Below are 25,995 nucleotides of genomic sequence, written 5' to 3'. Positions count from 1 at the left end.
CGCTTTGAATAAAAAGGCCCGTCGCTGAACACGACGGGCCTTTTTCATGGGCGCAGGTTTTTCAGTCAAGAATCAGGTGCGGCAAGAACCGGCTCGAATCCTTGGTGATCAAGCTGTTGTCTTCGCGCACGCCAATCCCCGCCGCCTGATCGCCTATAACCCAGGAACCGATCAGCGTGTAGCTGTCATCGAACTTCGGCAGCGGCGCAAATTCCTGCAGGATGAAAGGCGCATCCGTGTAGGGGCCGTCCTCTTTGACGATCAGGCCTTCGGCTGTTTGCAACTCGATGTTGGCACCTTCCCGGGAGAAGTACGGTTTGCGCACCCAGCCTTTCGGTACAGCGCTGCCCGGATTCGGATCGAGATGGGCGGCCAGCAGATTCGGATGGCCCTTGTGCAATTCCCAGAGCAGAGGCAGGGCGCCTTTATTGGAAAGAATGGCCTTCCACGCCGGTTCGAAAAACTGCGTATCGCAATCGGCAATGGCCGCACCGAACGGTTCGTGGAAGATGAACTCCCAGGCATGCAGCTTGAACAGATGCGGGATCCAGCGATCTTCGAGATCGACGAAGCGTCCATCGGCTGTCAGGCCGATGTCTTCGATATCGATGTGTCGGGATTCGATGCCGACCTTCTCCGCGATCAGGCGCAGATAGTCGGTGGTGCCCTTGTCCTCGACGGAGCCTTTCATCGAGGCAAAGTAGAACGGGCGCTTGAGTTTCAGCGCGGCAAAGGCTTCATGCAGTCGGGTATCGATGCTGTTGAACTGGTCGGCATGGCGCGGCAGCATCCCGCGCTCGATGCATTGTTCCAGCCAGCCCCACTGGAACGCCGCGGCCTCGTACAGGCTGGTGGGGGTGTCGTAGTTGAGCTCCAGCAACTTCGCCGGCCCGGTGCCGTTGTAGGAGAAGTCCATGCGCCCATACAGATGCGGATGACCTTCCAGCCACGACGTTCGGATCATGTCGTAGTACGGCGTGGGGATGCTCAGGCGATCGAGCAGTTCCTCGCTGTGCACGACCCGGTCCACCAGATCCATGCACATCTCGTGCAGTTCGGCGGTCGGATCCTCGAGATCGTTTTCGATCTGTGCGAGCGTGAACTGATAATACGCGCGCTCGTCCCAGTAAGGCTCATCGTCGATGGTGTGGAACAGAAAGCCGAGGCTTTCGGCCGTCTGTTTCCAGTCGTGGCGCTCGGCGCAATGGATCTTCTTCATCAGCTGCTCGAACTGCCCCAGCCGCCCCAACCGCTGCGTGCGCTGGACTGGCTGCCGAAACCACCACGGGAAGTAGAGGACGCCACGTTGACCGGTTTGCTCCGGGAGCTGGTGTAGTCCGAATTGCTGCGAGTGGTCGGCGCCGATTCGATACGCCGGTTCAGCGTCGAAGTGTCGTACGTCTGGCGCGTATCGCGGTCGCGATACACCGTCCGCGAGTTGTTGCTCATGGCATTGCCGATCAGCCATCCGGTGAGCCAGCCGTTGCTCGACCCGCCACCGCTGGAAACGTGGGTCGTGCTCTGAGTTGTCTGGGCAGGTTCGGCATTGCCCGCCGGCATCTGCGCATTGGCAATCGCATCGAGGTTCTGTGCCGGTTCGGAATTTTGCGCCACCTTGAAACCACCGAGTTTCGGTGCAAAGCGGCCGTCGGAATTCTTCTGACACCAGCCGGCGGCAAAGTCTGCGTCGCACTTCGCTTTGTCGTCATAGGCCGGAGCGATGCGCCGGTGCTCGGCCAGGGCTGCGACGTAGGCATTCGAGCAGGCATCGGCTGCCACTTCGGCGTCGACGCACTGTTCCACGCTCTGGAAGGTGCGCTGTTGTTCCTGCGCGGCCGCTTCACCGGAAATCGCCAGGGCCACCGAAGCGGCCAGGGACAGTTGAACGTACTTGCTTCGTTTCATCTCGGGCTTCCTGCCGATCAGTAGGACGGGGTCATGCAGGCGGCGTTGAGCATGCCGACGCTGATCGCCACCGCTGCCACGTAGATGCCGGCGGCCACTTCACCGTTGGCGATGCGCTGGGACGTGCCCTTGAGCACCAGCCCGGTGGCCAGAAATGCCAGCAGTTGCACCGCGGCCGCAATCACGGCCCAGAGGACGAAGTCGAGGACGTTGATCGAGTGGGCGATGATGTTGCTTGCCGGTATCGCGAAACCGATGATCGCGCCCGACAGGGCAATGGCCGCTGCGTTGTTGCCGGAGCGAATCAGCTCGAATTCCTTGTGCGGCGTAATGCGCGTGTAGACGAATTGAAACAGCATGAACAGCAGCACGGCGCCTATCAGGTAGGCGGCGAATCCGACCAGCGCGGCCTTGTTCAGGGAAACGGACAACACTTCCAGCATGGGGAACTTCCTTTTAAATGGTGCTCAGATCGGTGGTGTACAGCGAGATGCCCAGCGATGTGCTCAGGCTGACAGTGCCTTCTTCATCCTGTTCGACGGAGAACAGCAACAGTTCGCGACGGTCGGTCAGGCCGGTTTCCCGGGCATACAGCATCGAATGGTGTTCGATGGTGTAGGACTCGTCGGGATTGATCACCTGCTCGGTGAGCGGGACCAGTTCGGTCTGGCCGCGTTCGGTGCCCCATTCCCGGGTGAAGGACACGCCGTCATGGGTGTAGGCCGGCAGGCCGATCAGGCTGTTCGGGCCCGCCAGGCGCTGCAGCTCGGCATCGCTGTTGACCGTGACGTAGCTGAGGTAATTGAACAGCGTCACTGATTCGATCTGATCGTCGCCGGTGACATGGACCTGCAGCCAGAAGTCTTCGTTGTTCAGGTAATAGCGATACAGCTTGTTCGACTGGCCGAGGTCGATCCAGCCGGCGCTCCAGATCGCCTGGGCATCGGGAACCCGTACCGAGGTGCTGCCGTCGAGCAGCAGAGCGAGGGTCGTATCGAAGCGGATCGCCTTGCCCTGCGCCAGACCCAGCGGGCCGCTGGCCGCCTCGCGTGCGGGTGTCGAGCCGGTGCCGAGCAAGTTCTTTAACCATCCCATGGGTACATTCCTTGAAGCGGGTGGAAGTGTTCGTTGGCAAAACGCCGCTAGTGTACCGGCCTCGCGACGAACGAGCAGGCAAAAAAGAAGGGCACCCGGTGCCCTTCTTTTCTTCTGGCTGCCCTTACTGGGCCGACTTCTGCTTCAGGCGTTCGAGGATTGCGTTGGCGCTGCCCTCGTTCGGCGTGATGCCGGCCTCGCGCAGTTTGCGCTCCAGATCGTTGCCGGTTGTGGCATCGGCCAGTTCGTCCTGAGCGTTCAGCTCGGCGGCGCGCTGCTTTTGCTTTTCTTGCAGACGGTTCAGGGTGCCGACCGCCGTTTCCAGCTTGCCATTGGCGCCGCCGCTGGCGATGGATGCGCTGACCTGCGCTTTCTGCACGCTGTCACGGGCCTTGGCCATGTCCACTTGCTGACGCAGGCTCTTGATCCGCGCTTCGGCCTTGTTGATGTCCTTGCGCATGTTGTCGGCGTAGGTACCGAACTCGTCGCTCTGGGCTTTCTCGGTGGCCAGGTCGTTGGTCAGGGTCGAAATCGCTTCGGCCACGTCCATCGCCAGGTCTTCACGGCCGGCATTCAGGGCGGAGACCGCCTTGGCTTCCAGGTCCTTGATCTTGGCGTCGTACTCGCTCACGCGATCGGCGGACAGTTTGTGCTTGGCCATGATGGTGACCAGTTCGCGACGAGCGTTGGACAGCGCGCTGTCGGCGTCACGGATTTCCTGATCGAGGATGCGCAGGGCTTGTTGGTCGACAATCGCTTCGCCGACTTCATTGGCGCCGCCGCGCAGTGCGGTGAACAACTTGCTCCAGATGGACTGAGTCATTGGATTTTCCCTGTTGATTACTTGAAGAAGTGTTCGAAGGCTTCGCTGGCGCGCTGCACGTTATCGACCAGGGTTTTCACCTCGGTGACCACGTTGGTCAGGCTCGAATCCGCACTCAGCGCGCCGAACATGTTGTAGACGGTCTGGCCGTTGGGCATGGTTTCGATGCCGATCGACGACAGTGGGAACATTTCCCGGCTGCGCAGTACCGCGTCGTTGAAGGCGCGCACGTCGGTGATCGAATCGATGTCCACCAGTACGGTGTCGACGATGATCTGCTGACCCGCGATGGCGATATGAATCGGCAGGCCGCCGAATTCGTTCATTTCCAGCTTGAGGCTGGGTTCGGAGCTCTGGATCAGGGACAGCGTGATCTCCTGGGAAACCACCTCGTCCAGTGCCTTGAAAGCGTTGTAGAGGCTATCGATGTTCCAGTTGTTGCCTGCGCTCATGTAATTCTCCGACATGAATGAGCCAGCCAGAATCGGTTGGCGTAGCTGTTGCTCCATTTGCTTGAGCAAGCTTCGGTTTTCGGGAAGCACCCAAGTTTCGTGTTTCACATAACCGGCGGCAGCCAGGCCCGCGCGCATCTGCTTCATGTAGAAGCTGGATGGTTTTTTCACGGACGTTGTCGAGCGCACTCCCTTCGGGCTCTCCGATTTTGTTGGCGGGGAGTTGCTTTTCATGGCGATGACTCCGTTATGAACATCTCACGCGTGAGCCACACTACAATCAATTCAAAGTGCCATCAATGGCTCACGCGTGAGATTTTCTCAGCCCACGAAAAAAAGCCCGCAACAGGGCGGGCCGGGTTTCATTTCACAAACGTGCGACAGGCGCTCAACGACTGTTGGAGAGGAACTCCTGCGCGCAAACCACGCTGGCGTAGGCGAACGCCAGCGAAGACATGAATGCCGCATGCACCTGAGCGGCCGGCACGGTCAGGCCATTGAATTCCAGGTCGCGGGTGGCGCAGGCATCGTGGATCACTGTGACCGTATAGCCCAGGTCTGCCGCTGCCCGGACCACGCCGTCGATGCACATGTGGCTCATGCTGCCGACCACCACCAGTTCCTTGATGTCTTGTTCGTCCAGGATCGATTGCAGCTCGGTTTCGCGGAACGCGTTGACAAAGTGCTTGAGCACCACGGGTTCATCGGCGCGGTTGAGTACCTTGGGGTGCAGCCTTGCGCCCTCGGAGCCCGGGGTAAAGAACGGGGCATCCGCCGAGGTAAATTCGTGACGGATGTGGATCACCAGATCACCCGCTTCACGGAACGCGGCGATCAGCCGGGCGGCATTGTCGGCGGCGGCATCGACGCCTGTCAGCGGCCACTTGCCTTGGGGGAAGTAGTCGTTCTGGATATCGACTACGATGAGTGCTTGCTTGGCCATGGGGGTGTCCTCGAAGTGTTGTTGGCAGTGGATTGAGTATTGGCGCTGGTCACGGTTTCGAGGATTGGCCGCACCGACAATAGACAGGGGAAAACTGACAATGGGCGTTGAAAGGGCCGTTGCCGAGCTGGGCGTGCTGATTTATCCCGGCGCGCAAATGGCGGCGGTGCATGGCTTGACCGACCTGTTCGGCGTGGCCGACCGGATCGCTGTCGAGCATCAGACCGTACAATTGCCGCGGCTGCGCGTGAGTCACTGGCAGGTCGAGAACGAGCAGGCTCCGGTCAGGGTTTACGACAGTCATCCCGCGGAAGAAACGGGTTTGCTGGCGGTGCTGATCCCACCTTCGATCGCCGGGTTCAGCGCAGAGCAGGCATCGGCTGGGCTGCTGCAATGGCTGCGCGCCCAGCATGCCCGTGGTGCGACGCTGGGCGGCGTTTGCGTAGGCTCGTGGTTGCTGGCTGAAAGCGGACTGCTCAATGGTCGCAGTGCCACCACTCACTGGACCTCGGCCAAGGCCTTTGCCGAGCGCTATCCGGATATCAATCTCAAGGCGGATACACCGATTGTCGATGATGGCGACCTGATCACCACGGCCGGTCTGATGGCCTGGTCGGAATTGGGGTTGCGGCTGGTTGATCGTTTGTTGGGGCCGAGCATCGCCAGCGCCACCGCGCGGTTTCTGGTGATGGATCACAGCGACAGCGCCAGTGCCTGCGGCAGCAATTTTGCGCCGATTCTCAGTCATGGCGATGCCGCGATTCTCAAGGTCCAGCACTGGCTGCAAAGTACTGGCGCGACCGACGTGTCGCTGGCGGCGATGGCCGGGCGCTCGGGCCTGGAAGAACGCACCTTTCTGCGCCGGTTCCGGGCCGCGACCGGCCTGAAACCCACCGAGTACTGCCAGCACCTGCGGGTTGGCAAGGCCCGGGAAATGCTCGAGTTCACCAACGGCACCATCGACCACATCGCGTGGACGGTGGGGTATCAGGATCCGGGAGCGTTTCGCGCCATCTTCAAGAAAATCACCGGGCTGGCGCCGAGTGACTACCGCAATCGGTTCGGCGTGAGCCCGCCGCCGGCGCTGGCGAGATAGCACCACGCGGTCGTGCAAAATGCCGCGATCATGGCGGCCATCGTGCAGATTGAAACGGGCGCAAGGCCAGTACGAAAAGACTAAATGACTGATCTGCAAGGGTTTTGCCGCTGCCGTCGGTTGGCCTGATCTCTGCACCCTCTCACCTACATTCACCGAGCCGCTGGAAGGGGGGCGCATGACCCCGATACCTCGCAACAAAATAGTGGTCGCCCATTCCGTACGCCCCGACGCGCCGCAACACGAAGTGCAGACCAACAAGGCGCTGGCCCGTTGGCTGGCGCAGATTCTCGGGTTGAAATTCGGCGGCAGTTACGACGCGCAAAAGCACAAGGGCCGTGACCTGTATCTGTTGCCGACCCAAACCATCGTCGGCGCCGCCAAAGCTCTGGAAATGGGGATCAAGGGCCCGGACGATCTGTGGGGCGGTTTCGTCGAACACGATTTCATCTGCACCAAAGCCATCAGCCATGGCTTGCGCAGCCATCAGGCCAACGCACCGCAAGGCTGGTCGCCGCTGTTTTCCGAACGCATTCGCAATGTCGTGCTCGACGGGCTCAGTGTGTTTGCCCTGGAAGATGCACGACCTGCCGCCGAACATTTGCTCTACAGCGGGCCGATTCGCCTCAAGCCGATCCACGCCTGTGCCGGTCGCGGTCAGGAAGTGGTCAAGAGCCTGGATGCGTTCGACGAAATCCTCGCCCGACCCGAGGCTGCAACGCTGTTCAGCGAAGGCGTGGTGCTGGAGCAGGACCTGAGCCAGGTCGTCACCCACAGCGTCGGCCAGTCGTTCATCGGCGACCGGGTGCTCAGTTACTGTGGTGATCAATACTTGACCGAAGATGCCCGCGGCGAAGAGGTCTATGGCGGTTCAAACCTGCTGGTGGTGCAGGGCGGTTATGACGACTTGCTGAAACTGGATCTGCCGGACGATGTGCGGTTGGCCATCGAGCAGGCACAGGTTTTTGACCGGGCGGCGGATGAAGCCTATCCACGGTTCTACGCTTCGCGACGCAACTATGACATCGCCCAGGGCCTGGACAATGAAGGCCAGCCGCGCAGCGGCGTCCTCGAACAGTCCTGGCGCATGGGCGGCGCCAGCAGCGCGGAAGTGGCGGCGTTGCAGAGTTTCGTCAATGACCCTTCGATGCGCGCGATCCGCGTCTCGTCGGTGGAAACCTATATCGACCGTGCCCTGCCGGCGGACGCCATCGAGGTCTATCGCGGCCCGGCCGAGAACAGCGACTTTCTTCTCAAATACGTAACGGTCCAATCCTATGACGGCTAGAAGCGAAAGCATTCAAATCGACATTGATGACGAGCAGATGAGCGGGACATTCCTCAGTCCCAAATCGAAAGTCCCCGGCGTATTGTTCGTGCACGGTTGGGGCGGCAGTCAGGAGCGGGATCTGGAACGGGCCAAAGGCATCGCCGGCCTGGGCTGTGTGTGCCTGACGTTCGACCTGCGCGGGCACACCGGCGGCACCGGCATTCCGCTGAGCCGGGTCACCCGCGAAGATAACCTGCGTGACTTGCTGGCGGCCTATGACCGGCTGCTCGCCCACCCGGCGCTGGACACTTCGGCCATCGCGGTGGTGGGCACCAGCTATGGCGGTTATCTCGCCTCGATCCTGACTTCATTGCGCCCGGTGCGCTGGTTGGCGCTGCGAGTGCCGGCGCTGTATCGCGACGAGCAATGGCACACGCCCAAACGCGACCTGGACAAGGCCGACCTGCGCGATTATCGCAGCACGCTGATACGCGCCGACAGCAACCGCGCCTTGCACGCCTGCTCGCAATTCACCGGGGATGTGCTGCTGGTGCAGTCGGAAACCGATGACTACGTGCCCCACGCGACGATCATGAGTTACCGCGCTGCGTGCCAGCAGACCCACTCGCTGACCCACCGCATCATCGACGGCGCCGACCATGCCCTGAGCGATCCAACCTCACAGCAGGCCTACACCTCGATCCTCGTCGACTGGATCACCGAAATGGTGGTGGGCGAGCGGTTGAGCATCATTCAGTCCACATGATTTGTGGTGTCTCTTCGGACGCCTTCGCGAGCAAGCCATAACAAAAAAATCAGGACGGCTTCTTCTCGATCCGCAGCGCCTTGGCCTTGGCTTCCACCACCAGGTACATCAGCACGGTGATCAGCAGCGGCAACAGGAAATAGATCGCCCGATACGCCAGCAGCCCCGCCACCAGGCTGCCGCGCGAAGCCTCGTGTTGCAGCAGCGCCACGAACACCGCTTCCAGCACGCCGAGCCCGGCGGGAATGTGGGTGATGACGCCGGCAATCGCGCTGATCAACAGCACCCCGAGCACCAGCGGGTAGTCGAGCTTGCTCGGCAGCAAAGTGAAAATCACCGCTGCCATCAGCGACCAGTTCAGCGCCCCGAGCAGTAACTGCAGGACCGCCATGCGCAGCGACGGCAGGTTGATTTCCACCCCACGAATCGACCACTCGCGCCGCCGGGAAAACTGGCAGGCGACCAGGTACCCGGCACTCACCAACAGCAGCAACACACCAATGCCCTGCAACGCATCGCTGCTGACTTTCCAGCCCGGTGGCATGCGTACCAGCCCGCTGGCGAACACCACGCCGGCGATGGTCATGTAGCCGAACCAGTTGGTCGCCAGGCTCAGACCGAGGATCTTGGCGATGTTGCTTTTGCTCACGCCGAGCCGCGAGTACAGCCGATAACGCATGGCGATCCCGCCGACCCAGGCGCTCAAATTGAGGTTGAACGCATAGCTGATGACGCCCACCGGCAGGATCTGTTTCCAGGTCAGGTCCTGGCGGATGTAAGTGCGGCCGATCAGATCGAAACTGGCGTACACCAGAAAACTCAGCAGCGTCAGGCTGGAGGCGATGATCAGCGTGCGCACCTTGAAATCGGCGAGGGTTTGCAACACCTCGGCCCATTCGATGCGGCTGGCGAACATCGTCAGCAGAACGATCAGCGCGAGAAAGAACAGCAGGGTCAGCGGACGTTTCCAGCGACTCCAGCGGGACTTGCCCGCGGTTGCCGGATGCACCACCGCGTGGGCTTCGGAATGGCTCATGAAGGATCGCTCCCGGCGGCAGGGGTAAAGGGTTTGAGCCGTGGCTTGTGCGCCGGCAGCCAGCCGGCCATGGCCGGAAAATGGCGCAGGAAGTGAAACACCAGAAAACCCACGGTCATGTGCCAGATCCGCCCGCGTGGCGACTTCGCGGCGTCCATCGCCTTGCAGTGGTTGTGGCTGAGGTCTTCGAGGCGTTCGAACAGGTAACGATTGAAGGCGCGGTCGCGGATCAGCACGTTGGCTTCCAGGTTCAGCGAAAGGCTCAGCGGATCAAGATTGCTCGAGCCGACGGTGCTCCATTCCTCGTCCACCAGCGCCACTTTGCCGTGCAGCGGGCGCTCGCAATATTCATGAATCTGCACCCCGGCCTTGAGCAGGTAGTCGTAGGTCATGCGCGCGGCGAGTTTGGCCACCAGCATGTCCGGCTGCCCCTGCAGAATCAGCCGCACCTCGACCCCGCGCCGGGCGGCGTTGCGGATCTCGCGCAGCAGGCGATAGCCGGGAAAGAAGTACGCGTTGGCGATCACCACCCGCCGTTGGGCGCGGCGCAGCACCTGCAAATAGACGTCTTCGATATCGGTGGGGTGGTGGTCGTTGTCGCGAAACACCAGACGCACCTGACCATCGTGATCATCGAACGCCATCTCGGCACGCCGCTGCCGTCGCCGTTGCCACCAGAACCTTGCGCGTCCCGGTCGGCCGCTTTGCAGCAGGGCGAAATGATGGATGTCGGTCACCGCCGGGCCTTGAATCTCCACCGAGTAATCCTGCTTCGCTTCGGGGCCGAAATCGGCCAGGTGATCGCCGGAAAAATTGATCCCGCCGATGAACGCGATCAAGCCGTCGACCACCACGATCTTGCGATGCAGGCGGCGGAACCAGTTGGTGCGGATACCCAGGCGCTTGGGGGCCGGATCGAAGATCTGCAGGTGCACGCCGGCGTCGCTCAGGGCGGTGAGGTAACCGGTGCTCAATTCGCCGCAACCGAAGCCGTCGAAGCTGACGGTGGTGCGCACCCCACGCCGGGCGGCATCGATAAGAATCTCCTGCAATTCCTTGCCGACCTTGTCCTCGAAGACGATGAAAGTCTCCAGCAGGATTTCGCTTTTCGCTGCGCGCATCGCTTCGAACACTCGGGGGAAATACTCCTCGCCGTTTTCCAGCAACACGACGCGGTTGTTGCCCTGCCAGCGGTACTCGACATCGACGGTGCCGGGCTCGCGCACGGGCGGGGTCATGCTGACGGGCTCCACGGCGGATTTCTCCAGCGGTGCGCTGCTCATAGTTCAATCTCCACCGACAGCGGGACGTGGTCGGAAAGGTGTGACCAGGGACGGTTCGCCAGCACTTTGGGCTGACTGGCCTTGAGGTTGCGTACGTAGATCCGATCCAGGCGCAGCAGCGGCAGGCGGGCCGGAAAACTGCGCGCCGGTTTGCCTTGATGCGCCACAAACACTTCGCGCAGGCCACAGGGTTCAAGCAATCCGTCAGCACGCTGGCGCCAGTCGTTGAAATCGCCGGCGACGATCACCGGCGCATCATCGGGCAGTTCGGCCAGGCGCTCGCGCAGCAGGCGCAACTGGTCGTTGCGATGGCTTTCGCGAAGGCCCAGATGGACGCAGATCGCATGCACTTCACGGTCGTCTCCCGGCAGGCGCAGCACGCAGTGCAACAGGCCGCGGTTTTCGTGGCCGCTGATCGAAACGTCGAGGTTGTCATGGCGCACGATCTGGAATTTCGACAGCAGCGCGTTGCCGTGATCGCCCTCCGGGTACACCGCGTTGCGCCCGTAGGCGAACTGCGGCCAGAGGCTGTCGGCGAGAAACTCGTACTGCGGCATCGTCGGCCAGTTGTCATAGCGTTTGGGATGGTGCTCGTGGGTGCCGTGGACTTCCTGAAGAAACACCACGTCGGCGGACACGCTGCGCACCGCTTCACGCAGTTCCGGCAGGATGAAGCGCCGGTTCAGGGCGGTGAAGCCCTTGTGGGTGTTCACCGTCAGCACGGTGAAACGGCGCTCGGTGGTGATGACCGTGGACTGCTCGTCGGTGAAGCCGAGCGGCTCGGGAATGCTCATGCGAGTACTCCTTCGGCGGCCGGTTCGCCGGGCACTGTTTCGAGGTTTTTATCCAGCTCGAAATGCTGCAACAGCCTGCGGGCATCGAAAGGCGCGCGGACCTTGATGTCATTGTCGAAGTAGCAGAAAACTTCGCGGGATTTGCGCGCCCGAGGCTTCAGGCGGGGCGCGATTAAATGGGCGTCGCCCGGTTGCCGGCCGTGGTGCCAGGCGTCGATCCGTTCGGCCCAGCGTTGCAGCGCGGCACGGGTGTAACCGCTGGCGTAGAGCTCTTCGGCACCGTGCAGGCGCAGGTAGACAAAATCGCTGGTCAGGTCTTCGCGGTACGGCCATTTCCCGGCGGTGTCGGCAATCACCAGCGCGGTGTTGTAGCGTTTAAGCAAGCGCACGAAGTCGGGGTCTATGAAACTGTCGTTGCGGATTTCCACGGCATGGCGCAGCGGTTTTTTGCCGTAGGCCTTCAGGCTCGCGTGGCCGTGCAGGTGTGAGTCGTGCTGGCGGGCGAGCTCGGCGGCAGCCTGGGTGTCGTGGGGCAACTGATCAAGAAAGGCTTCGAAACGTTCGGGGTCGAACGTGAAGTTGGGCGGGAACTGCCAGAGGACCGGACCGAATTTTTCCTTCAGCTCCAGCACCCCGGAGGCGAAGAAATTGGCCAGCGGTTTTTCGATATCGCGCAGGCGCCGGATGTGGGTGATGAAGCGGGGCGCCTTGATGCTGAACACGAAGTCATCCGGCGTTTCGGCATACCACTGGGCATAGCGTTCCGGTCGTTGCAGCGCATAGAACGAGCCATTGATCTCGATGCTGTTGACCGCCCGCGAAGCGAACTGCAGTTCGCGTTTCTGAGCCAGTCCCCGGGGGTAGAAATCCCCGCGCCACGGGGCGTAGCGCCAGCCTGAAATACCGATGTGAATCGTCGCCATCCCGCCCTCCCGTCGAAAATCCCCGTGTTGCCTCTGTCTGTGGATGACTGCGGACGGTTCGGGAAAGTTTCGACGGGAGTACGGGCGGTCGGTATTCGCAGGATCAGTGGCCAGTGACGACCCGGGTAGAACCGCCCGCGGGTTCGGCATACACCGGGCCCAGTCGGTCGAGGCGACCGCTCAAGGCTGTCAGGGCCAATGCCACCAGCACCACCAGGCCGCCGATCCACGCGGTGTGGATCAGGCCGATGTGCTCGACAATCAACCCGCCACCCCAGGCGCCACCGGCAATCCCCAGGTTGAACGCGGCAATGTTCAGCCCCGACGCCACATCCACCGCTTGTGGCGTGTGATGTTCCGCCTGGCGCACCACATACACCTGCAAGCCCGGCACGTTGCCGAAGGCGACGGCGCCCCAGACCAGTACGGTCGCCAGTGCCAGCCACGGGTTGGCGGCGGTGAAGGTGAGTACGAACAGCACGGCGGCGAGCAGGGTGAAGATGATTTTCAGGGCACTGATCGGCCCGCGTTTGTCTGCCAGTTTGCCGCCCCAGATATTGCCGACGGCCACCGACACGCCATACACCAGCAACACCAGGCTGACCGTGCCGGCGCTGAAGCCGGAGAGGTCCTGAAGGATCGGTGCCAGGAACGTGAAGGCGATGAACGAACCGCCGTAACCGATGGCCGTCATGGCGTACACCAGCAACAGGCGCGGTTGCTTGAGCACCTGCAATTGCTGCAACAGCGAGGCTGGTTTGCTGTGGGCGATGTTTTTCGGCACATACAGCAAGCTGCCGATGAACGCGATCACGCCGAGTGCCGACACGGCGAGGAAGGTTTCACGCCAGCCGAAATGCTGACCGATGAACGTGCCCAGCGGCACCCCGGTGACCAGCGCCACGGTCAGGCCGGTGAACATGATCGCAATCGCACTGGCGGCTTTTTCCTTGGGCACCAGGCTGGTGGCGATGGTCGAGCCGATGGAGAAGAACACGCCGTGGGCCAGACCCGTGACGATCCGCGCCAGCACCAGCGATTCATAACTCGGCGCCAGCCAGGCCAGCAGGTTGCCGAGGGTGAACAGCACCATCAGCGACAGCAGCAACAGTTTGCGCGGGACTTTGCCGGTGAGGGCGGTCAGCACCGGCGCACCGATGGCTACGCCGAGGGCATACAGACTGACCAGCAGACCGGCGGAAGGCAGACTGACGCCAAGATCGGCGCCGATGGTGGGAAGCAGGCCAACGATGACGAACTCGGTCGTCCCGATGGCGAATGCGCTGAGGGTCAGCGCGAGCAGGGCAATGGGCATGACGGCACTCCGGTTGAGGTTTGAATGGAGCGCAGTGTCGGGGTTTGCTGAGGGTGGAAAAATACAGGGATGGGCATTTGATATTTGACCTGAGAGCAAAGATCGAAATGCGGCTCTCAAGGCGTTCTTGAACTTTGCCAAGCCAAAACCGATCAGTTCCTTACAGGTTCAACCAAGGGAGCTCGGCGTTTTGACCAGGTTCAGGATCGCGATTCTATTGGGGGCATTGCTGTTGTTCGGCGGCCATGCCGTGCAAGCTGCCAGCCTGCCGGGCGTTCCGGCGGCCATTGAAGAGCCGGCCAAACCGGAGCCGATCGTGCAGGGCGGTCTGCTCGGTGCCATCAGTTCCAGCATCGACGACGTGCAGGACAAACTCGATCTCAACGAGCATCTGGTCGACGCCTGGCGCCTGCGCGCCGACCGGGCGGCGGATGAGGTCGACAGGCTGGTCAATCAGCCATCGGATCGCTCGGGGTGGAGCGTGGCCGGAGATTTCATGATGCTGTCCGGCGTGTGGCTCGGCACCTTTGCTGTGTTGACGGTGCTTGGCAGCGTTCTGGCCAAGCGGATGCGCGAGGGCCGCTGGCTGCGTACCCGCCAGCGCAGCCAGGATCTGCTCGGTTACCTTTTGCCCTACACGCTGCCCGCGCTCATCTGTCTGCCGCTGACCCTGTACGTCAGCCATTTTCTGTCGGCCTCGGTCGGTCGGGCGCTGGCGCTGTGTTTTGCCTACGCCACCAGCAGCGGGATATTTTCCACGTCGATGCTGTTGTGCGTGGTGGTGATGTTCAACACCGGCCACAAGCGACGAGCTGCGCAGATCATTCGCGACTACTGCCCGAAACCGCTGTTCCTGATCGGCTTTCTCGCCGCGTTGAGTGATGCGTTGACCAGCCCGCAGATCGCCCGGCAACTGGGCGGCAACATCACCAGCAGCATCGCGGTGTTCACCGGTCTGCTGGCGTCGATCATCTTCGGTCTGCTGGTGATTCGTTTGCGCCGGCCGGTGGCGCACCTGATCCGTAATCGCCCGCTGGCCCAACGCCTGAAACAACCGTCGCTGCAGGAATCGCTGCGGATTTTTTCCGGGCTCTGGTACTGGCCGATCGTGCTGATGGTGCTGGTCTCGGCGGTCAATCTGATCGGTATCGGCGAGGACAACCAGAAAGCCCTGCGCTGCGCGTTGCTCACCACCGTGTTGCTGATCGGCACGGTATTTCTCAGCACCGTGATGCAACACCTGTTCAAGTCGCGCCGGGCCGAGGCGATCCAGCGTAGCAGTGCCTACAAGGAACGCTTTCTCAGCCTGTTGCACGCCTTGCTGCGGATCGTCATCGCGATTGCGTTCATCGATATCCTCGGGCGGATCTGGGGCGTGTCACTGATCGACTTCGCACAAAGCAGCACGGTCGGCCGGGCGATCAGCAACGCCTTGAGCAGCATCGGCCTGATCTTTCTCGTGACGTGGCTGTTGTGGGTAGTGCTCGACACGGCGATTCAGGAAGCACTCAAACCACCGGTCAGCAAACGCTCGGCGCGCCAGCCCAGCACTCGGGTGAAAACCATCCTGCCGCTGCTGCGCAACGCGATCAAAATCATCCTGGTGGTGATTTGTGCGATCACCACCATGGCCAATCTGGGGATCAACGTCGCGCCGCTGCTGGCCGGTGCCGGGGTGGTCGGTCTGGCCATCGGTTTCGGCTCGCAACAGCTGGTGCAGGACGTGATCACCGGGCTGTTCATCATCATTGAGGACACCCTGTCGATCGGTGATTGGGTGGTGCTCGATTCCGGGCATGCCGGCACGGTCGAAGGCCTGACCATTCGCACCCTGCGCCTGCGTGACGGCAAGGGCTTCGTGCACTCGGTGCCGTTCGGCCAGATCAAGGCCGTGACCAACCAATCGCGGCAGTTTGCGTTCGCGTTTTTCTCGGTGCAGTTCACCTACGACACCGATGTCGACAAGGCCATCGAGCTGATTCGTCAGGCCGGGGATTCGATTCGCGAAGACCCGTTCCTCAAGTACAACCTGCAAGGTCCGCTGGACGTGTTCGGCGTGGACAGGATGGACCTGAACGGCGTGGTGCTGACCGCCCAATTCCGCACGGTGTCGGGCGGGCAATATGCGGTGAGTCGCGCGTTCAACCAGCGTTTGAAAAAGCTTGTGGATAACAGCCCGTGGGTGCATTTCGCGCAGACTTATCCACAGCAGGTCTTGTTGCCCAGGCGACAGGAAGACGAGGCGCCAGCGGCGCATTCGTCGGTGGTGTTGCCAGCGCAATCGCCGACTCAGTAGGAGTTCTTGTGGTGCATGTGCCGGCCTCTTCGCGGGCAAGCCCGCTCCCACAGGACTCGGTGTGATGCCGAAATAGCAGCCGCACCACAAACCATTGTGGGAGCGGGCTTGGTCCGGGCGGCGATCCGACGAAGAGGCCAGACCGGTTTACATCAATGCCGGATCAGTTTGCTGCGCACCTGCTCCATGGAAACCTGATCCAGTTCTACCCAGAATTGCGGCTTGCCCGCGACCTCGGCAGCGACCGGCAGGCCGTCGCGATACACCAGCCGATTGCTCGCCAGCGCCGGCACTTTCGTGCCTGGTAGCAGGGTGCCGACGAGGTTCAGCGGATCGACCCCGCACACGGCGATCAGGCTGCCGTTAGGAGGGCGACGGCGGACTTCGCGCAGGAGCGGTATCGCCTCAGGCAGGGCGAATTGCTCGCCGGCCAGACCGCTGACAAATCGCCCGCCACGAATCTCGCCGCGCGCCTCCAGCCGATGGAACGTGCGCAGCAGTTCGCGCCAGCTGGGCAGCCAATCGGCTTCGCGTTCCAACAGACGCCAGAACACCACGCCATAGCGGCGCAACAAGGTCATGGCGATGTGTTCGAGGGCTTCGGGCGACGGCGGTTGACGGTTTTCCACCACCGGCCCGCGACGTAAAAGCGCCCAGCGACCGGCATCGTCCATGCCGCCGACAAACGCCCCGCGCCCGCGTCGACTGCTGCGTTGCTGGCGCTTGCTCGCCGGGGTGATCAGCGCTCGCAATCCGGCAAAGCTGTCGGCATTCACCAGACCGGCGCCGACCAATTCCTGCAAGGCGATTTCCAGTTCGGTGCGCAGCAGGTGCGCTTCATGAATCAGCTCATCGAAAAACAGCGCCCCATGCTGGCTGAGGGCCTCGAAGACTTTTTGCGTCTTGGGTGACAGTTCGCTGGCGGGTGTCTGCTCGGCCAGCGCACTCCACAACCCGACCTGACTGCGCGGCAGCAATACGACCGGTGTGCTGCGAAGCGCCGTTCCGCTGGTTTTCTGCCGGGCGCTGAGTCGCATCCACACCTGTTTTCCACTGCGGCACAGATCATCCAGCCAGCTCGGTGAATAATCCTTGAGCCTGGCCGGAAGAATGTCACTGTCCCACGCCGATGCCGCTGCCGGGTAGCCTTCGAACTGACCGATAATCGCCGGCAACACGGCGCTGCCCTGACCACGGGTGGACGGGGACACGTGCTGCCAGTCGAACAGAAACCGCATGAAATCCTGCAACGCCACCGGCTCGATTTCCCGGCGCAGGCGCTTGACCGTGTAGCGGTGAATTCGCGCCAGCAGATGCCGTTCGCACCATTCTTCAATCGTCAGCCCCGGGGTGAACCGACCGCGCAGCACATAGCCTTCACGTTCCAGTTGGGCGAGGGCTTGATGGACGTGTGGGGACGGCAATGACAGCGGTTGTGCGATGGCCTCCAGTGGCAGCGGGCCGAATGCACTCAGTCGTGCGCGGATGACTTCCACCAAGGCATCCTCGGCGGCCCAGATCTCATCGAAACCGGGTAGCGCTGCCAGTGCCGAAGACGCCTGTGGATAAAGCGCTTGCAGACAGGTCAGGCGTTCCCGCGCCAGCCACAGCGAATGCTCGGGATCGATTTGCAGTTGGCAGGCTCGCCCGGTCTCGGCCAACGCATTCAGCCAGTCGCGCCAATGCAGGTTGGCCTCGACTTCGCGGTCGCTGATGCAGGCCAGGCTCATCAACGCTTCGTGCATTTCATCGGCGCTGTTCGGTGTCGGCCAGGCTTCTTCACGTACGGCGTCGATCGCGTCGGCGTCCAGCGCGCCGAGGTCATCGGTGGATTGCGGATCGCTCCAGCGGCGATTCAGCACGGCCTGGGTCCGCCGCTCTTCCAGTGGTGCATCGTCAAGAAAGGTGTAGGGGCGGGCGCTGAGGATTTCCGCCGCCAGCGGCGAGGGCGCCGGCAGGTCGCGAGCGATCAGCCGCACTTCGCCGCATTCCATGCGCCGCAGCAATTGCAGCCAGCCTTCGCAGTCCATCGCCTCGTGCAGGCAATCGTCGAGGGTCTGTTCCACCAGCGGATGCTCGGGAATTTCCCGTTCGCCGGCGAGATTTTCCAGGCAGGCGATCTGATCGGGAAACACGCTGGCGATGAGGTCTTCGCTTTTCATTCGCTGCAACTGCGGCGCGACTTTGCGCCCGCCCGTGTAGCGCGGCAGGGCCAGCGCCACCCCGGCATTCCAGCGCCAGCGCACACCGAACAGCGGTGCATCCAGCACCGCCTGAATCAGGATGTGCTCGGCGCTGTTGCTGTGCAGATAACGCCAGACGTCATCGAGCTCGAAACTGTGGCTGGTGGACAGCGACAGGACGATGGCGTCTTCACTGGCGGCGGCCTGCAATTCGAAGTTGAAGGTGCGACAGAAACGCTTGCGCAGGGCCAGGCCCCAGGCACGGTTGATACGACTGCCGAACGGCGAATGGATGATCAGTTGGGTGCCGCCGGACTCGTCGAAAAAACGCTCCATCAGCAGCGTGTCCCGGGACGGCAGGGCGCCGAGGGCGAGGCGGGCGCGGGCCAGATAATCCACGAGCTGTTCGGCGCTGGCCAGGTTCAGGCCGAGGGTGTCGGTCAGCCAGTCGAGGGCAGGTTGCAGATTGCCGGGGCTGGCACTGAGCAATTGATCGAGTTGCGCGTGCAGCCGAGCCACGGCCGCCGACAGTTCATCGCTGCGCCCCGGGGCCTCGCCGAGCCAGAACGGAATGGTCGGCGGCTGGCCCTGGGCATCCTCGACCCGCACCTTGCCGGTTTCCACCCGCAGGATTCGGTAGGAAGTATTGCCGAGCTGGAACACATCACCGGCAATGCTTTCCACGGCGAAGTCTTCGTTGACGCTGCCGATATTCAGGCTTTGGGGTTCCAGCAATACGCTGTAGTCGGCGTTGTCCGGGATGGTGCCGCCACTGGTGACCGCTGTCAGCCGCGCACCGCGCCGCCCACGCAGGGTTCGGCTCACCGCGTCGCGGTGCAGGTAGGCGCTGCGGATGCCCTGACGGCCGTTGTAACCCTCGGCGAGCATGCCCAGCAGCGCCTGATAATGTTTTTCGTCGAGGCGGGCGTAGGGCTCGGCCCGGCGGAACAGTGCGAGCAAATCGTCCTCGCCCCATTCCTGGCAACTGACCTCGGCGATGATCTGTTGCGCCATCACGTCCAGCGGCGCTTGGGGGATGTGCAGCGTATCGAGTTCACCCCGGCGCACGCAGTCGAGCAGCGCGGCGCATTCGATCAGGTCGTCGCGGGTGGTGGCGAACAGGCGCCCCTTGGGCGTGCCGCCGACCTGGTGTCCCGAGCGGCCGACCCGTTGCAGAAAACCGGCAATCGAGCGCGGCGAGGCGATCTGGCACACGAGGTCGACTTCGCCGATATCGATCCCCAATTCCAGCGACGCGGTGGCGATCAGCACTTGCAGCTCGCCACGCTTGAGCCGCTGTTCCGCATCGAGCCGAAACTCTTTGGCCAGACTGCCGTGGTGCGCCGCCACCGCGTGTTTGCCGAGGCGTTCGCTCAGATGTCGGCTCAGGCGTTCGGCCAGGCGTCGGGTGTTGACGAAAATCAGCGTGGTGCGGTGTTCACGGGCCAGCGTGGCGAGACGGTCGTAGACCAGTTCCCAGACGTCATTGGCCATTACGGCGGACAACGGCACCGGCGGTACTTCGATGCCCAGATCCCGTGGGCGCGCGTGGCCGATGTCGATGATTTCGCAGGGGCGCTCATGGCCGACCAGAAACCGTGCGACCGCATCGATCGGTTTTTGCGTGGCCGACAGGCCGATGCGGGTCAGCGGTTCGGTGCACAACGCCTGCAAGCGTTCGAGACTCAAGGCCAGGTGGCTGCCACGCTTGCCGGCGGCGATGGCGTGTATTTCATCGACGATGACAGTACGCGTGGTGCCAAGCATCTTGCGGCCGGACTCGGAACCGAGCAGCACGTAGAGCGATTCCGGAGTCGTCACCAGAATGTGTGGCGCGCTCTTGCGCATGGCGGCGCGGTCTTTTTGCGGGGTGTCGCCGGTACGCACGGCGGTGGTGATTTCCAGCGCCGGCAGATCCATTTGGCGTAACTGTTCGGTGATTCCCGCCAGCGGATTCTGCAGGTTGATGCGGATGTCGTTGGACAACGCCTTGAGCGGCGAAACGTAGACCACCAGCGTCTCGTCCGGCAGACCGTCCGGGGTTTCCAGGCCACGGTGAACCAGATCGTCGAGTACCGCGAGAAACGCGGTGAGGGTCTTGCCGGAGCCGGTGGGTGCGGCGATCAGCGTCGAACGGCGCTGGCGGATCAACGGCCATGCGCGGGCCTGGGCGGCGGTGACCGTCGCAAATGTGCGGCTGAACCAGGCGCTGACGGCGGGGTGAAATCCTGCCAGCGCCGCGTCCTTGGGGATGGGCAGATTCATGTCTGCAGTTATGCGGGTGGGCGGGCGAAGTTGCAAGTACCGCTGGAGATCTACACTTTACGGGTGACGGTTGCGCACTAAACCCGCAAAATGCAACGATTCCGGCAATTATCGACGACGCTGTACCAAACATCGTCGCCAAAGCCATCGTTCCAATCAGACTGGGCCTGCTGACTCTATGCGAATGCGCCTTATGTTACTGGGCGGCGGAAATGCCCTTGGGCAGGCGCTGATTCGCCTCGGTGCGGAGGAAGACATCGGTTTCCTCGCCCCCCGCCCTCCCGAAGACGGCTGGGATGCCGCGAGCCTGACTCAACTGCTCGACGACACTCGTCCCGATGCGTTGATCAACCTTGCCTACTATTTCGACTGGTTCCAGGCTGAGACCGTCAGTGAAAGCCGTCTGTCGGGTCAAGAACGCGCCATCGAGCGTCTGGCCGAACTGTGCCAGCACCACAATATCGTGCTGGTCCAGCCCTCCAGCTACCGGGTATTCGACGGTTCCCGCGCCACTGCCTACAGCGAAAAGGACGAGCCGGTGCCGCTGGGCCTGCGTGGTCAGGCGCTGTGGCGGATCGAGCAGAGCGTGCGGGCCACTTGTCCGCAACACGTGCTGCTGCGTTTCGGCTGGTTGTTGGACGACAGCCCGGAAGGCATCCTCGGCCGCTTCCTCGCTCGTGCTGAAAAGCCGGACGAATTGCTGCTGGCCGACGACCGTCGCGGCAACCCGACCCCGGTCGACGATGCGGCCCGGGTGATCATCTCGGTACTCAAACAACTCGATTGCGCCGCTCCGCTGTGGGGCACTTACCACTACGCCGGCCATGAGGCGACCACGCCGCTGGCGCTGGGGCAGGCGATTCTCTCCGAGGCTCGCAGCCTGCATCCGCTGGCGATCGAAGAACCGACCGCCCAGGCTCACGCCGCGCGTGAGGATGCCGCCGAAGAACCGCAACACGCGGTGCTGGCCTGCAAGAAGATTCTGCACACTTTCGGGATCAAGCCGCGCGCCTGGCGTGCCGCACTCCCGGGCTTACTGGATAGGTTTTATCGTCATGGCTGAAGGCCCTGTTTTAATCACTGGCGGCGCCGGCTTCATCGGTTCGCACCTGACTGACGCGTTGCTCGCCAACGGCCATTCGGTACGGATCCTCGATGACCTGTCGACCGGCAAACGCAGCAACCTGCCGCTGGACAATCCCAAGGTCGAACTGATCGTCGGTGATGTCGCCGATGCCGCTTTGGTCGCCCGTGCGATGCAAGGTTGCAGCGCAGTCGCGCACCTGGCCGCCGTGGCCTCGGTGCAGGCGTCGGTGGATGATCCGGTGAAAACTCACCAGAGCAACTTCATCGGTACGCTCAACGTTTGCGAAGCCATGCGCGAGGCCGGCGTGAAGCGCGTGCTGTTCGCTTCCAGCGCAGCGGTCTACGGCAACAATGGCGAGGGCGAGTCGATCGACGAGGACACGCCGAAGGCGCCGCTGACACCGTACGCCTCGGACAAGCTGGCGGGCGAACATTACTTCGATTTCTACCGTCGCCAGCATGGTCTGGAACCGGCGATCTTCCGCTTCTTCAATATTTTCGGCCCGCGTCAGGATCCGTCCTCGCCATACTCCGGCGTGATCAGCATCTTCAGCGAACGCGCGCAGAAAGGTTTGCCGATCACCGTGTTCGGCGATGGCGAGCAGACCCGGGACTTCATGTACGTCGAAGACCTGGTCGATGTGCTGGTGCAGGCTCTGGAAAAGCCGCAAGTGGATGTCGGTGCGGTGAACGTCGGCTGGAATCAGGCGACCAACCTCAAGCAGATGCTGGCCGCGCTGGAAGCGGTGGTCGGTGAGCTGCCGTCGGTCAGTTATGGCCCGGCGCGTTCCGGTGACATCCGTCATTCGCGGGCGAACAACGGTCGCTTGCTCGAGCGCTTCAAGTGCCCGACGCCAACGCCGATGAGCGTTGGCCTGGCACGTCTGCTCGGCCGCTGAGCTTCTCGCAGACATGAAAAAGGCGCCTTTGACAGGCGCCTTTTTCACGGCCGGAAATCGGGTTTCAAACCGGTTTCCTGTAGCGAGGGAGCTTGCTCCCCGGTCGATGGCGTAACATCGCCGTCAGTTCTGAGTCTGCCCGCCACCAAGCCTCATTCACCACCACGTGAACGTTCTTTGATTGCTCGCTTAGAACTTGTAGCCCAGACCGACCATGTACACAAATGGATCGACGTCGACGTTCACTTTTGCGCGAGTGCCCGGGGCCACGGCGTTGTTCTCGACGGTGGCGCGGGTGTCGATGTCGATGTAGCGCACCTGGGCGTTGAGCATGATGTTGTCGGTCAGCATGTAGTCGGCGCCGACCTGCCAGGCCAGGCCCCAGGAGTTTTTCGCCTTGAAGTTGCTGAAGCCGTTGGACTGGGCTTCGCTGCCGACGTGCTCGTCGTAGATCCAGGTGTAGTTGATGCCACCGCCGATGTACGGCTGGAACGGCGACTTCGCGTCCAGCGGGTAGTAGACGACGCTCAGGGTTGGCGGCAGGTGTTTGAGGGTGCCGAGTTTGCCGTTGGCAGCCGGCAGGGCTGTGCCCTTGAGCTTCACGTCATGCTCGAACGGCGAGGCGGCCAACAGCTCGATGCCGATGTTGTTGGTCAGCATGTAGGCGAAGTTCAGACCCAGTTGGGTGTCGCTGCTCATGGTTGCCTTGCCGCCCAGGTTGGTGCCGCTCAGCGGACCCTGATCGACCTTGACGCTGGAGCTGTCGGCCTTCGGGTTGACGGTGATCGCACCGGCACGAACGATGATGTCGCCGGCTTCGTGGGCGTGGGCGAGCGGGGCTGCGAGCGCGAGGGCAAACAGCGAAGCGCTGAGCAAGGACTTGTTCATGGAAGCTCCCAAAGGACGTTAAAAATGTTTGATGTCCTATGGTACGAATCCGTCTGATACGGTCTTTTGACTCAGCTCAATGAAACAGTGATAGGTGTTTTTTTTGTGGAACCTTTGCTCGCGAAGCCGATTGGGCGGGCTATAACTGATTACCGGATTTACTCCGGCAGTTCGTAGACGTAAATCTTGTCCGCCTCCATCTGATACCCGGCATCGGCCAGTTCGCTGGTGGACGGCTTGACCTGCAACGGCCCCTCGACCCAGTACGGCTGATACAGCTCGTCGAGTTTCACGCCGACTTCGCTTTTCACGTGCACGATCTGGTTCGACGGCGGTGGCGGCACGTGGATGCAGGCGCCGAAGTACGGCACCAGCAGGAAGTCCGTGGTGCGGCCTTCCTCGCTGACTTCCAGCGGCACGATGTAGCCCGGCAGACGGATGTTCTGGCCGTCGAGGCTTTGCACCACCGGGGCGTTGGGCAGGTCTTGCTTGGCCGCTGGTGCCGACTCGGCGGACAGCGCATCGCTCATCTTCGAGAGGTCATGCAGCGGCGTCATGTTCGGCACTTCGGGCGCCGCGTCCGGCGGGATCATCTCCGACCAGGTCAGGTCTTTCGGCGCTGCTGCCCAGGCGGGCAGAGCGACGAGCAACAGCAGCGCGAGTACAGCGCGGGGCATGGTGAACATCCTCATAAACGGATCGACAGGCCATCGGCCAGGGATTGGCGATACGCGCGCCAGGCCGGCACGCTGCCCATCAGCAGCGCGGCCGCCAGAATGCCACCGAGCAGCGTCCATTCATACTCGCTTGGCCACGCCAGCGGCAGATACAACCCGTAATTGGCCTGCACATAACCCTGAGCGGCGGCAATGCCGAGGTACAGCAACGCCAGCCCGGCGATGACTCCGGTCAGCGCCAGGGCGAAGGCTTCCAGCACCAGCAGGCTTGCGATGTGCCACGGCCGCGCACCGACCGAACGCAGAATCGCCATTTCGCGGCGACGCTCGTTGAGGCTGGTGAGAATCGCTGTGAGCATGCCGATCAATCCGGTGAGCACCACGAACAACGACACCACGAACAACGCTTTTTCGGCGGTGCTCATCAGGCTCCACAGCTCCTGCAAGGCCACGCCCGGCAGGATTGCCAGCATCGGCTCGCCACGGAATTCGTTGATCTCCCGTTGCAGGGCAAAGGTCGAAATCTTGCTGTTGAGGCCGAGCATGAACGCGGTGATCGCTTGCGGCGTCAGGTCCATGTTGCGTGCCTGATCGGCGCTGATCCGTCCGTTGCCACGGGCCGGCACACCGTTGTGCCAGTCGATGTGGATCGCCTCCATGCCGCCGAGGCTGATGTGCAAGGTGCGGTCTACCGGCGTGCCGGTGCGCTTGAGAATGCCGACCACGGTGAACGGTTTGTCGTCGTGCTTGACCAGACTGATCGCCGCCACGCCGTGGGCGAGCACCAGTTTGTCGCCGAGCTTGTAATGCAACGCTTCGGCCACTTCGGCACCGAGCACCACTTCGAACGGATCGGTGGCGAAGGCGCGGCCGTCCGCCAGTTCCAGGTGCTGCTGGCGACCGTACTGGTAATGCTCGAAATAGGCTTCGGTGGTGCCCATCACCCGGTAGCCGCGATGGGAATCACCGAGGGACATCGGAATCGCCCACTTCACTTTCGGGTTGCTGGCGAAGTGCTCGAAGCTGTCCCAACGGATGTTGTTGGTGGCGTTGCCGATGCGAAACACCGAATACAGCAACAGGTTCACCGAACCGGAACGGGCGCCGACGATCAGGTCGGTGCCGCTGATGGTGCTGGCGAAACTGGCCTTGGCTTCGGTGCGCACCCGCTCAACCGCCAGCAGCAGGCAGACGGAGAGGGCGATGGCGAACGCGGTGAGCAGGGCGGTGAAACGGCGGTTGGCGAGGCTGGCCATGGCCAGACGGAACAGATACATCTCAGACCTCGGCAGGCGTGGCGGCGCGATTGAGTTCGGCCAGGGACAGATGACGGTCGAACAGCGGCGCCAGACTCTGGTCGTGGCTGACGAACAACAGGCTCGAACCGGCCTCACGGCACTCGGCGAACAACAGGCGAATGAAGTTTTCCCGGGCGTCGTAATCCAGTGCCGAAGTCGGTTCGTCGGCGATCACCAGTTCCGGTTGACCGATCAATGCACGCGCAGCGGCGACCCGTTGCTGCTGACCGATCGACAGCGAATCGGCGCGACGGCCGAGAATGCCTTCGTCCTTCAAACCCAGGTGGGCGAGCAGCGTAGCCGCTGCCTGATCGACGCTGCCGTGACGTTGCTTGGCACGTTCAGCTCGCAGCTTTGAAAAGTGGCAGGGCAGCTCGACGTTCTCGCGCACCGAGAGAAACGGCAGCAGGTTGAACTGCTGGAAAATGTAGCCGGTGTGATCGACGCGAAAGCGATCACGGGCGCCGGCACCCAGTTCGGTCAGTTCCTGGCCGAGCAGGCGAATGCTGCCGCGACCGGGTTTCTGCACCCCGCCGAGCAGCCCGAGCAGCGTGGTCTTGCCGCTGCCGCTGGGGCCCTTGAGGAACAGGGTTTCACCCGGTTCCAGTCGAAACGCCGGGATGTCCAGCAGCGGCGGGTGACCGGGCCAGTTGAAGCCCAGGTCGGACAGTTCGATGAGTGCTTGGGTCATGGCGCCGTTCG

General features: G+C 62.4%; 23 protein-coding genes. 6 read left to right on the top strand and 17 right to left on the bottom strand.

The annotated features are described in order from the left end of the window. Window positions 1–61 precede the first annotated feature (61 nt). The 7 genes from ACSPX5_RS20450 to ACSPX5_RS20420 all read right to left on the bottom strand — a co-directional run bounded on the left by ACSPX5_RS20450 (window position 62) and on the right by ACSPX5_RS20420 (window position 5,218). The gene (locus tag ACSPX5_RS20450) at window positions 62–1,219 is read right to left on the bottom strand and encodes a glutathionylspermidine synthase family protein (RefSeq protein WP_439820172.1); all 1,158 of its coding nucleotides are present in this window, start codon (window positions 1,217–1,219) and stop codon (window positions 62–64) included. After that, window positions 1,219–1,905, bottom strand: a complete 687-nt coding sequence (locus ACSPX5_RS20445) for a DUF1190 domain-containing protein (protein WP_207864561.1) — start codon at window positions 1,903–1,905, stop codon at window positions 1,219–1,221. The genes ACSPX5_RS20450 and ACSPX5_RS20445 overlap by 1 nt, the downstream gene beginning before the upstream one ends. A 17-nt stretch (window positions 1,906–1,922) precedes the next feature. Beyond that, on the bottom strand, window positions 1,923–2,348 hold the full coding sequence (locus ACSPX5_RS20440) for a DUF350 domain-containing protein (RefSeq protein ID WP_169432128.1): 426 nt from the start codon (window positions 2,346–2,348) through the stop codon (window positions 1,923–1,925). 13 nt (window positions 2,349–2,361) lie between these two features. Next, window positions 2,362–3,000, bottom strand: a complete 639-nt coding sequence (locus ACSPX5_RS20435; protein WP_207864565.1) for a DUF2491 family protein — start codon at window positions 2,998–3,000, stop codon at window positions 2,362–2,364. Between the two features lie 124 nt (window positions 3,001–3,124). Then, window positions 3,125–3,823 carry a PspA/IM30 family protein gene (locus ACSPX5_RS20430; RefSeq protein WP_439820171.1) on the bottom strand — a complete coding sequence of 233 codons (699 nt, stop codon included), beginning with the start codon at window positions 3,821–3,823 and terminating at the stop codon, window positions 3,125–3,127. Window positions 3,824–3,840: 17 nt separating this feature from the next. Further along, window positions 3,841–4,422 carry a YjfI family protein gene (locus tag ACSPX5_RS20425; protein ID WP_439822048.1) on the bottom strand — a complete coding sequence of 194 codons (582 nt, stop codon included), beginning with the start codon at window positions 4,420–4,422 and terminating at the stop codon, window positions 3,841–3,843. Between the two features lie 241 nt (window positions 4,423–4,663). Next, window positions 4,664–5,218 (bottom strand): cysteine hydrolase family protein, encoded by a 555-nt coding sequence (locus ACSPX5_RS20420; RefSeq protein WP_439820170.1) that lies wholly within the window; start codon window positions 5,216–5,218, stop codon window positions 4,664–4,666. A gap of 100 nt (window positions 5,219–5,318) precedes the next feature. Between ACSPX5_RS20420 and ACSPX5_RS20415 the strand changes: the two genes are divergently transcribed. From ACSPX5_RS20415 to ACSPX5_RS20405, 3 genes are all read left to right on the top strand, one after another. Then, window positions 5,319–6,314, top strand: coding sequence for a GlxA family transcriptional regulator (locus ACSPX5_RS20415; protein ID WP_207864569.1), 996 nt, complete (start codon window positions 5,319–5,321; stop codon window positions 6,312–6,314). A 178-nt stretch (window positions 6,315–6,492) separates the two neighbouring features. Further along, entirely contained in the window at window positions 6,493–7,602 is a 1,110-nt protein-coding gene (locus ACSPX5_RS20410; RefSeq protein WP_439820169.1) for a DUF3182 family protein, read from the top strand. Further along, the gene (locus ACSPX5_RS20405) at window positions 7,592–8,350 is read left to right on the top strand and encodes an alpha/beta hydrolase family protein (RefSeq protein WP_039771958.1); all 759 of its coding nucleotides are present in this window, start codon (window positions 7,592–7,594) and stop codon (window positions 8,348–8,350) included. The genes ACSPX5_RS20410 and ACSPX5_RS20405 overlap by 11 nt, the downstream gene beginning before the upstream one ends. 49 nt (window positions 8,351–8,399) lie before the next feature. On the opposite strand, the gene ACSPX5_RS20400 is transcribed toward ACSPX5_RS20405, so the two are convergent. From ACSPX5_RS20400 to ACSPX5_RS20380, 5 genes are all read right to left on the bottom strand, one after another. Next, on the bottom strand, window positions 8,400–9,386 hold the full coding sequence (locus ACSPX5_RS20400; RefSeq protein WP_439820168.1) for a lysylphosphatidylglycerol synthase domain-containing protein: 987 nt from the start codon (window positions 9,384–9,386) through the stop codon (window positions 8,400–8,402). Then, entirely contained in the window at window positions 9,383–10,669 is a 1,287-nt protein-coding gene (gene clsB, locus ACSPX5_RS20395) for a cardiolipin synthase ClsB (protein WP_439820167.1), read from the bottom strand. The genes ACSPX5_RS20400 and clsB overlap by 4 nt, the downstream gene beginning before the upstream one ends. Next, complete coding sequence (locus ACSPX5_RS20390) at window positions 10,666–11,463, bottom strand: endonuclease/exonuclease/phosphatase family protein (RefSeq protein WP_169432118.1); 798 nt, start codon at window positions 11,461–11,463, stop codon at window positions 10,666–10,668. The genes clsB and ACSPX5_RS20390 overlap by 4 nt, the downstream gene beginning before the upstream one ends. Next, window positions 11,460–12,386: a DUF72 domain-containing protein gene (locus tag ACSPX5_RS20385; RefSeq protein ID WP_439820166.1), complete on the bottom strand. Its 927-nt coding sequence runs from the start codon at window positions 12,384–12,386 to the stop codon at window positions 11,460–11,462. Before ACSPX5_RS20385 ends, ACSPX5_RS20390 begins: the two co-directional genes overlap by 4 nt. A gap of 103 nt (window positions 12,387–12,489) precedes the next feature. Further along, a complete protein-coding gene (locus ACSPX5_RS20380) occupies window positions 12,490–13,701 on the bottom strand; it encodes an MFS transporter (RefSeq protein ID WP_439820165.1) in 1,212 nt (403 codons plus the stop codon). A 190-nt stretch (window positions 13,702–13,891) separates the two neighbouring features. On the opposite strand from ACSPX5_RS20380, the gene ACSPX5_RS20375 reads away from it, so the two are divergent. Then, window positions 13,892–15,997: a mechanosensitive ion channel family protein gene (locus tag ACSPX5_RS20375; RefSeq protein ID WP_439820164.1), complete on the top strand. Its 2,106-nt coding sequence runs from the start codon at window positions 13,892–13,894 to the stop codon at window positions 15,995–15,997. 152 nt (window positions 15,998–16,149) lie between these two features. Here ACSPX5_RS20375 and ACSPX5_RS20370 read toward each other — a convergent pair whose 3' ends face one another. After that, a complete protein-coding gene (locus ACSPX5_RS20370) occupies window positions 16,150–20,445 on the bottom strand; it encodes a DEAD/DEAH box helicase (protein WP_439820163.1) in 4,296 nt (1,431 codons plus the stop codon). A gap of 178 nt (window positions 20,446–20,623) precedes the next feature. Here ACSPX5_RS20370 and ACSPX5_RS20365 point away from each other — a divergent pair, with 178 nt between their 5' ends. Together ACSPX5_RS20365 and ACSPX5_RS20360 are read left to right on the top strand one after the other, a co-directional pair. Beyond that, window positions 20,624–21,508 carry a sugar nucleotide-binding protein gene (locus tag ACSPX5_RS20365; protein ID WP_169432113.1) on the top strand — a complete coding sequence of 295 codons (885 nt, stop codon included), beginning with the start codon at window positions 20,624–20,626 and terminating at the stop codon, window positions 21,506–21,508. Further along, window positions 21,501–22,430 carry an NAD-dependent epimerase/dehydratase family protein gene (locus ACSPX5_RS20360; protein ID WP_439820162.1) on the top strand — a complete coding sequence of 310 codons (930 nt, stop codon included), beginning with the start codon at window positions 21,501–21,503 and terminating at the stop codon, window positions 22,428–22,430. The genes ACSPX5_RS20365 and ACSPX5_RS20360 overlap by 8 nt, the downstream gene beginning before the upstream one ends. A gap of 189 nt (window positions 22,431–22,619) precedes the next feature. On the opposite strand, the gene ACSPX5_RS20355 is transcribed toward ACSPX5_RS20360, so the two are convergent. From ACSPX5_RS20355 to ACSPX5_RS20340, 4 genes are all read right to left on the bottom strand, one after another. Next, on the bottom strand, window positions 22,620–23,318 hold the full coding sequence (locus ACSPX5_RS20355) for an OmpW/AlkL family protein (protein WP_169432111.1): 699 nt from the start codon (window positions 23,316–23,318) through the stop codon (window positions 22,620–22,622). Between the two features lie 158 nt (window positions 23,319–23,476). Next, complete coding sequence (locus tag ACSPX5_RS20350; protein WP_169432110.1) at window positions 23,477–23,995, bottom strand: DUF3299 domain-containing protein; 519 nt, start codon at window positions 23,993–23,995, stop codon at window positions 23,477–23,479. A gap of 11 nt (window positions 23,996–24,006) precedes the next feature. Beyond that, a complete protein-coding gene (locus tag ACSPX5_RS20345; protein ID WP_074691637.1) occupies window positions 24,007–25,272 on the bottom strand; it encodes an ABC transporter permease in 1,266 nt (421 codons plus the stop codon). Window position 25,273: 1 nt separating this feature from the next. After that, window positions 25,274–25,984 (bottom strand): ABC transporter ATP-binding protein, encoded by a 711-nt coding sequence (locus ACSPX5_RS20340; protein WP_439820161.1) that lies wholly within the window; start codon window positions 25,982–25,984, stop codon window positions 25,274–25,276. Window positions 25,985–25,995: the final 11 nt, after the last annotated feature.

It is taken from the genome of Pseudomonas sp. HLG18, assembly GCF_051903985.1.
Lineage (GTDB): Bacteria > Pseudomonadota > Gammaproteobacteria > Pseudomonadales > Pseudomonadaceae > Aquipseudomonas > Aquipseudomonas fluorescens_BT.
The sequence above is the reverse complement of the archived record's forward strand: the minus strand, read 5'-3'. Positions and strand labels throughout refer to the sequence as shown.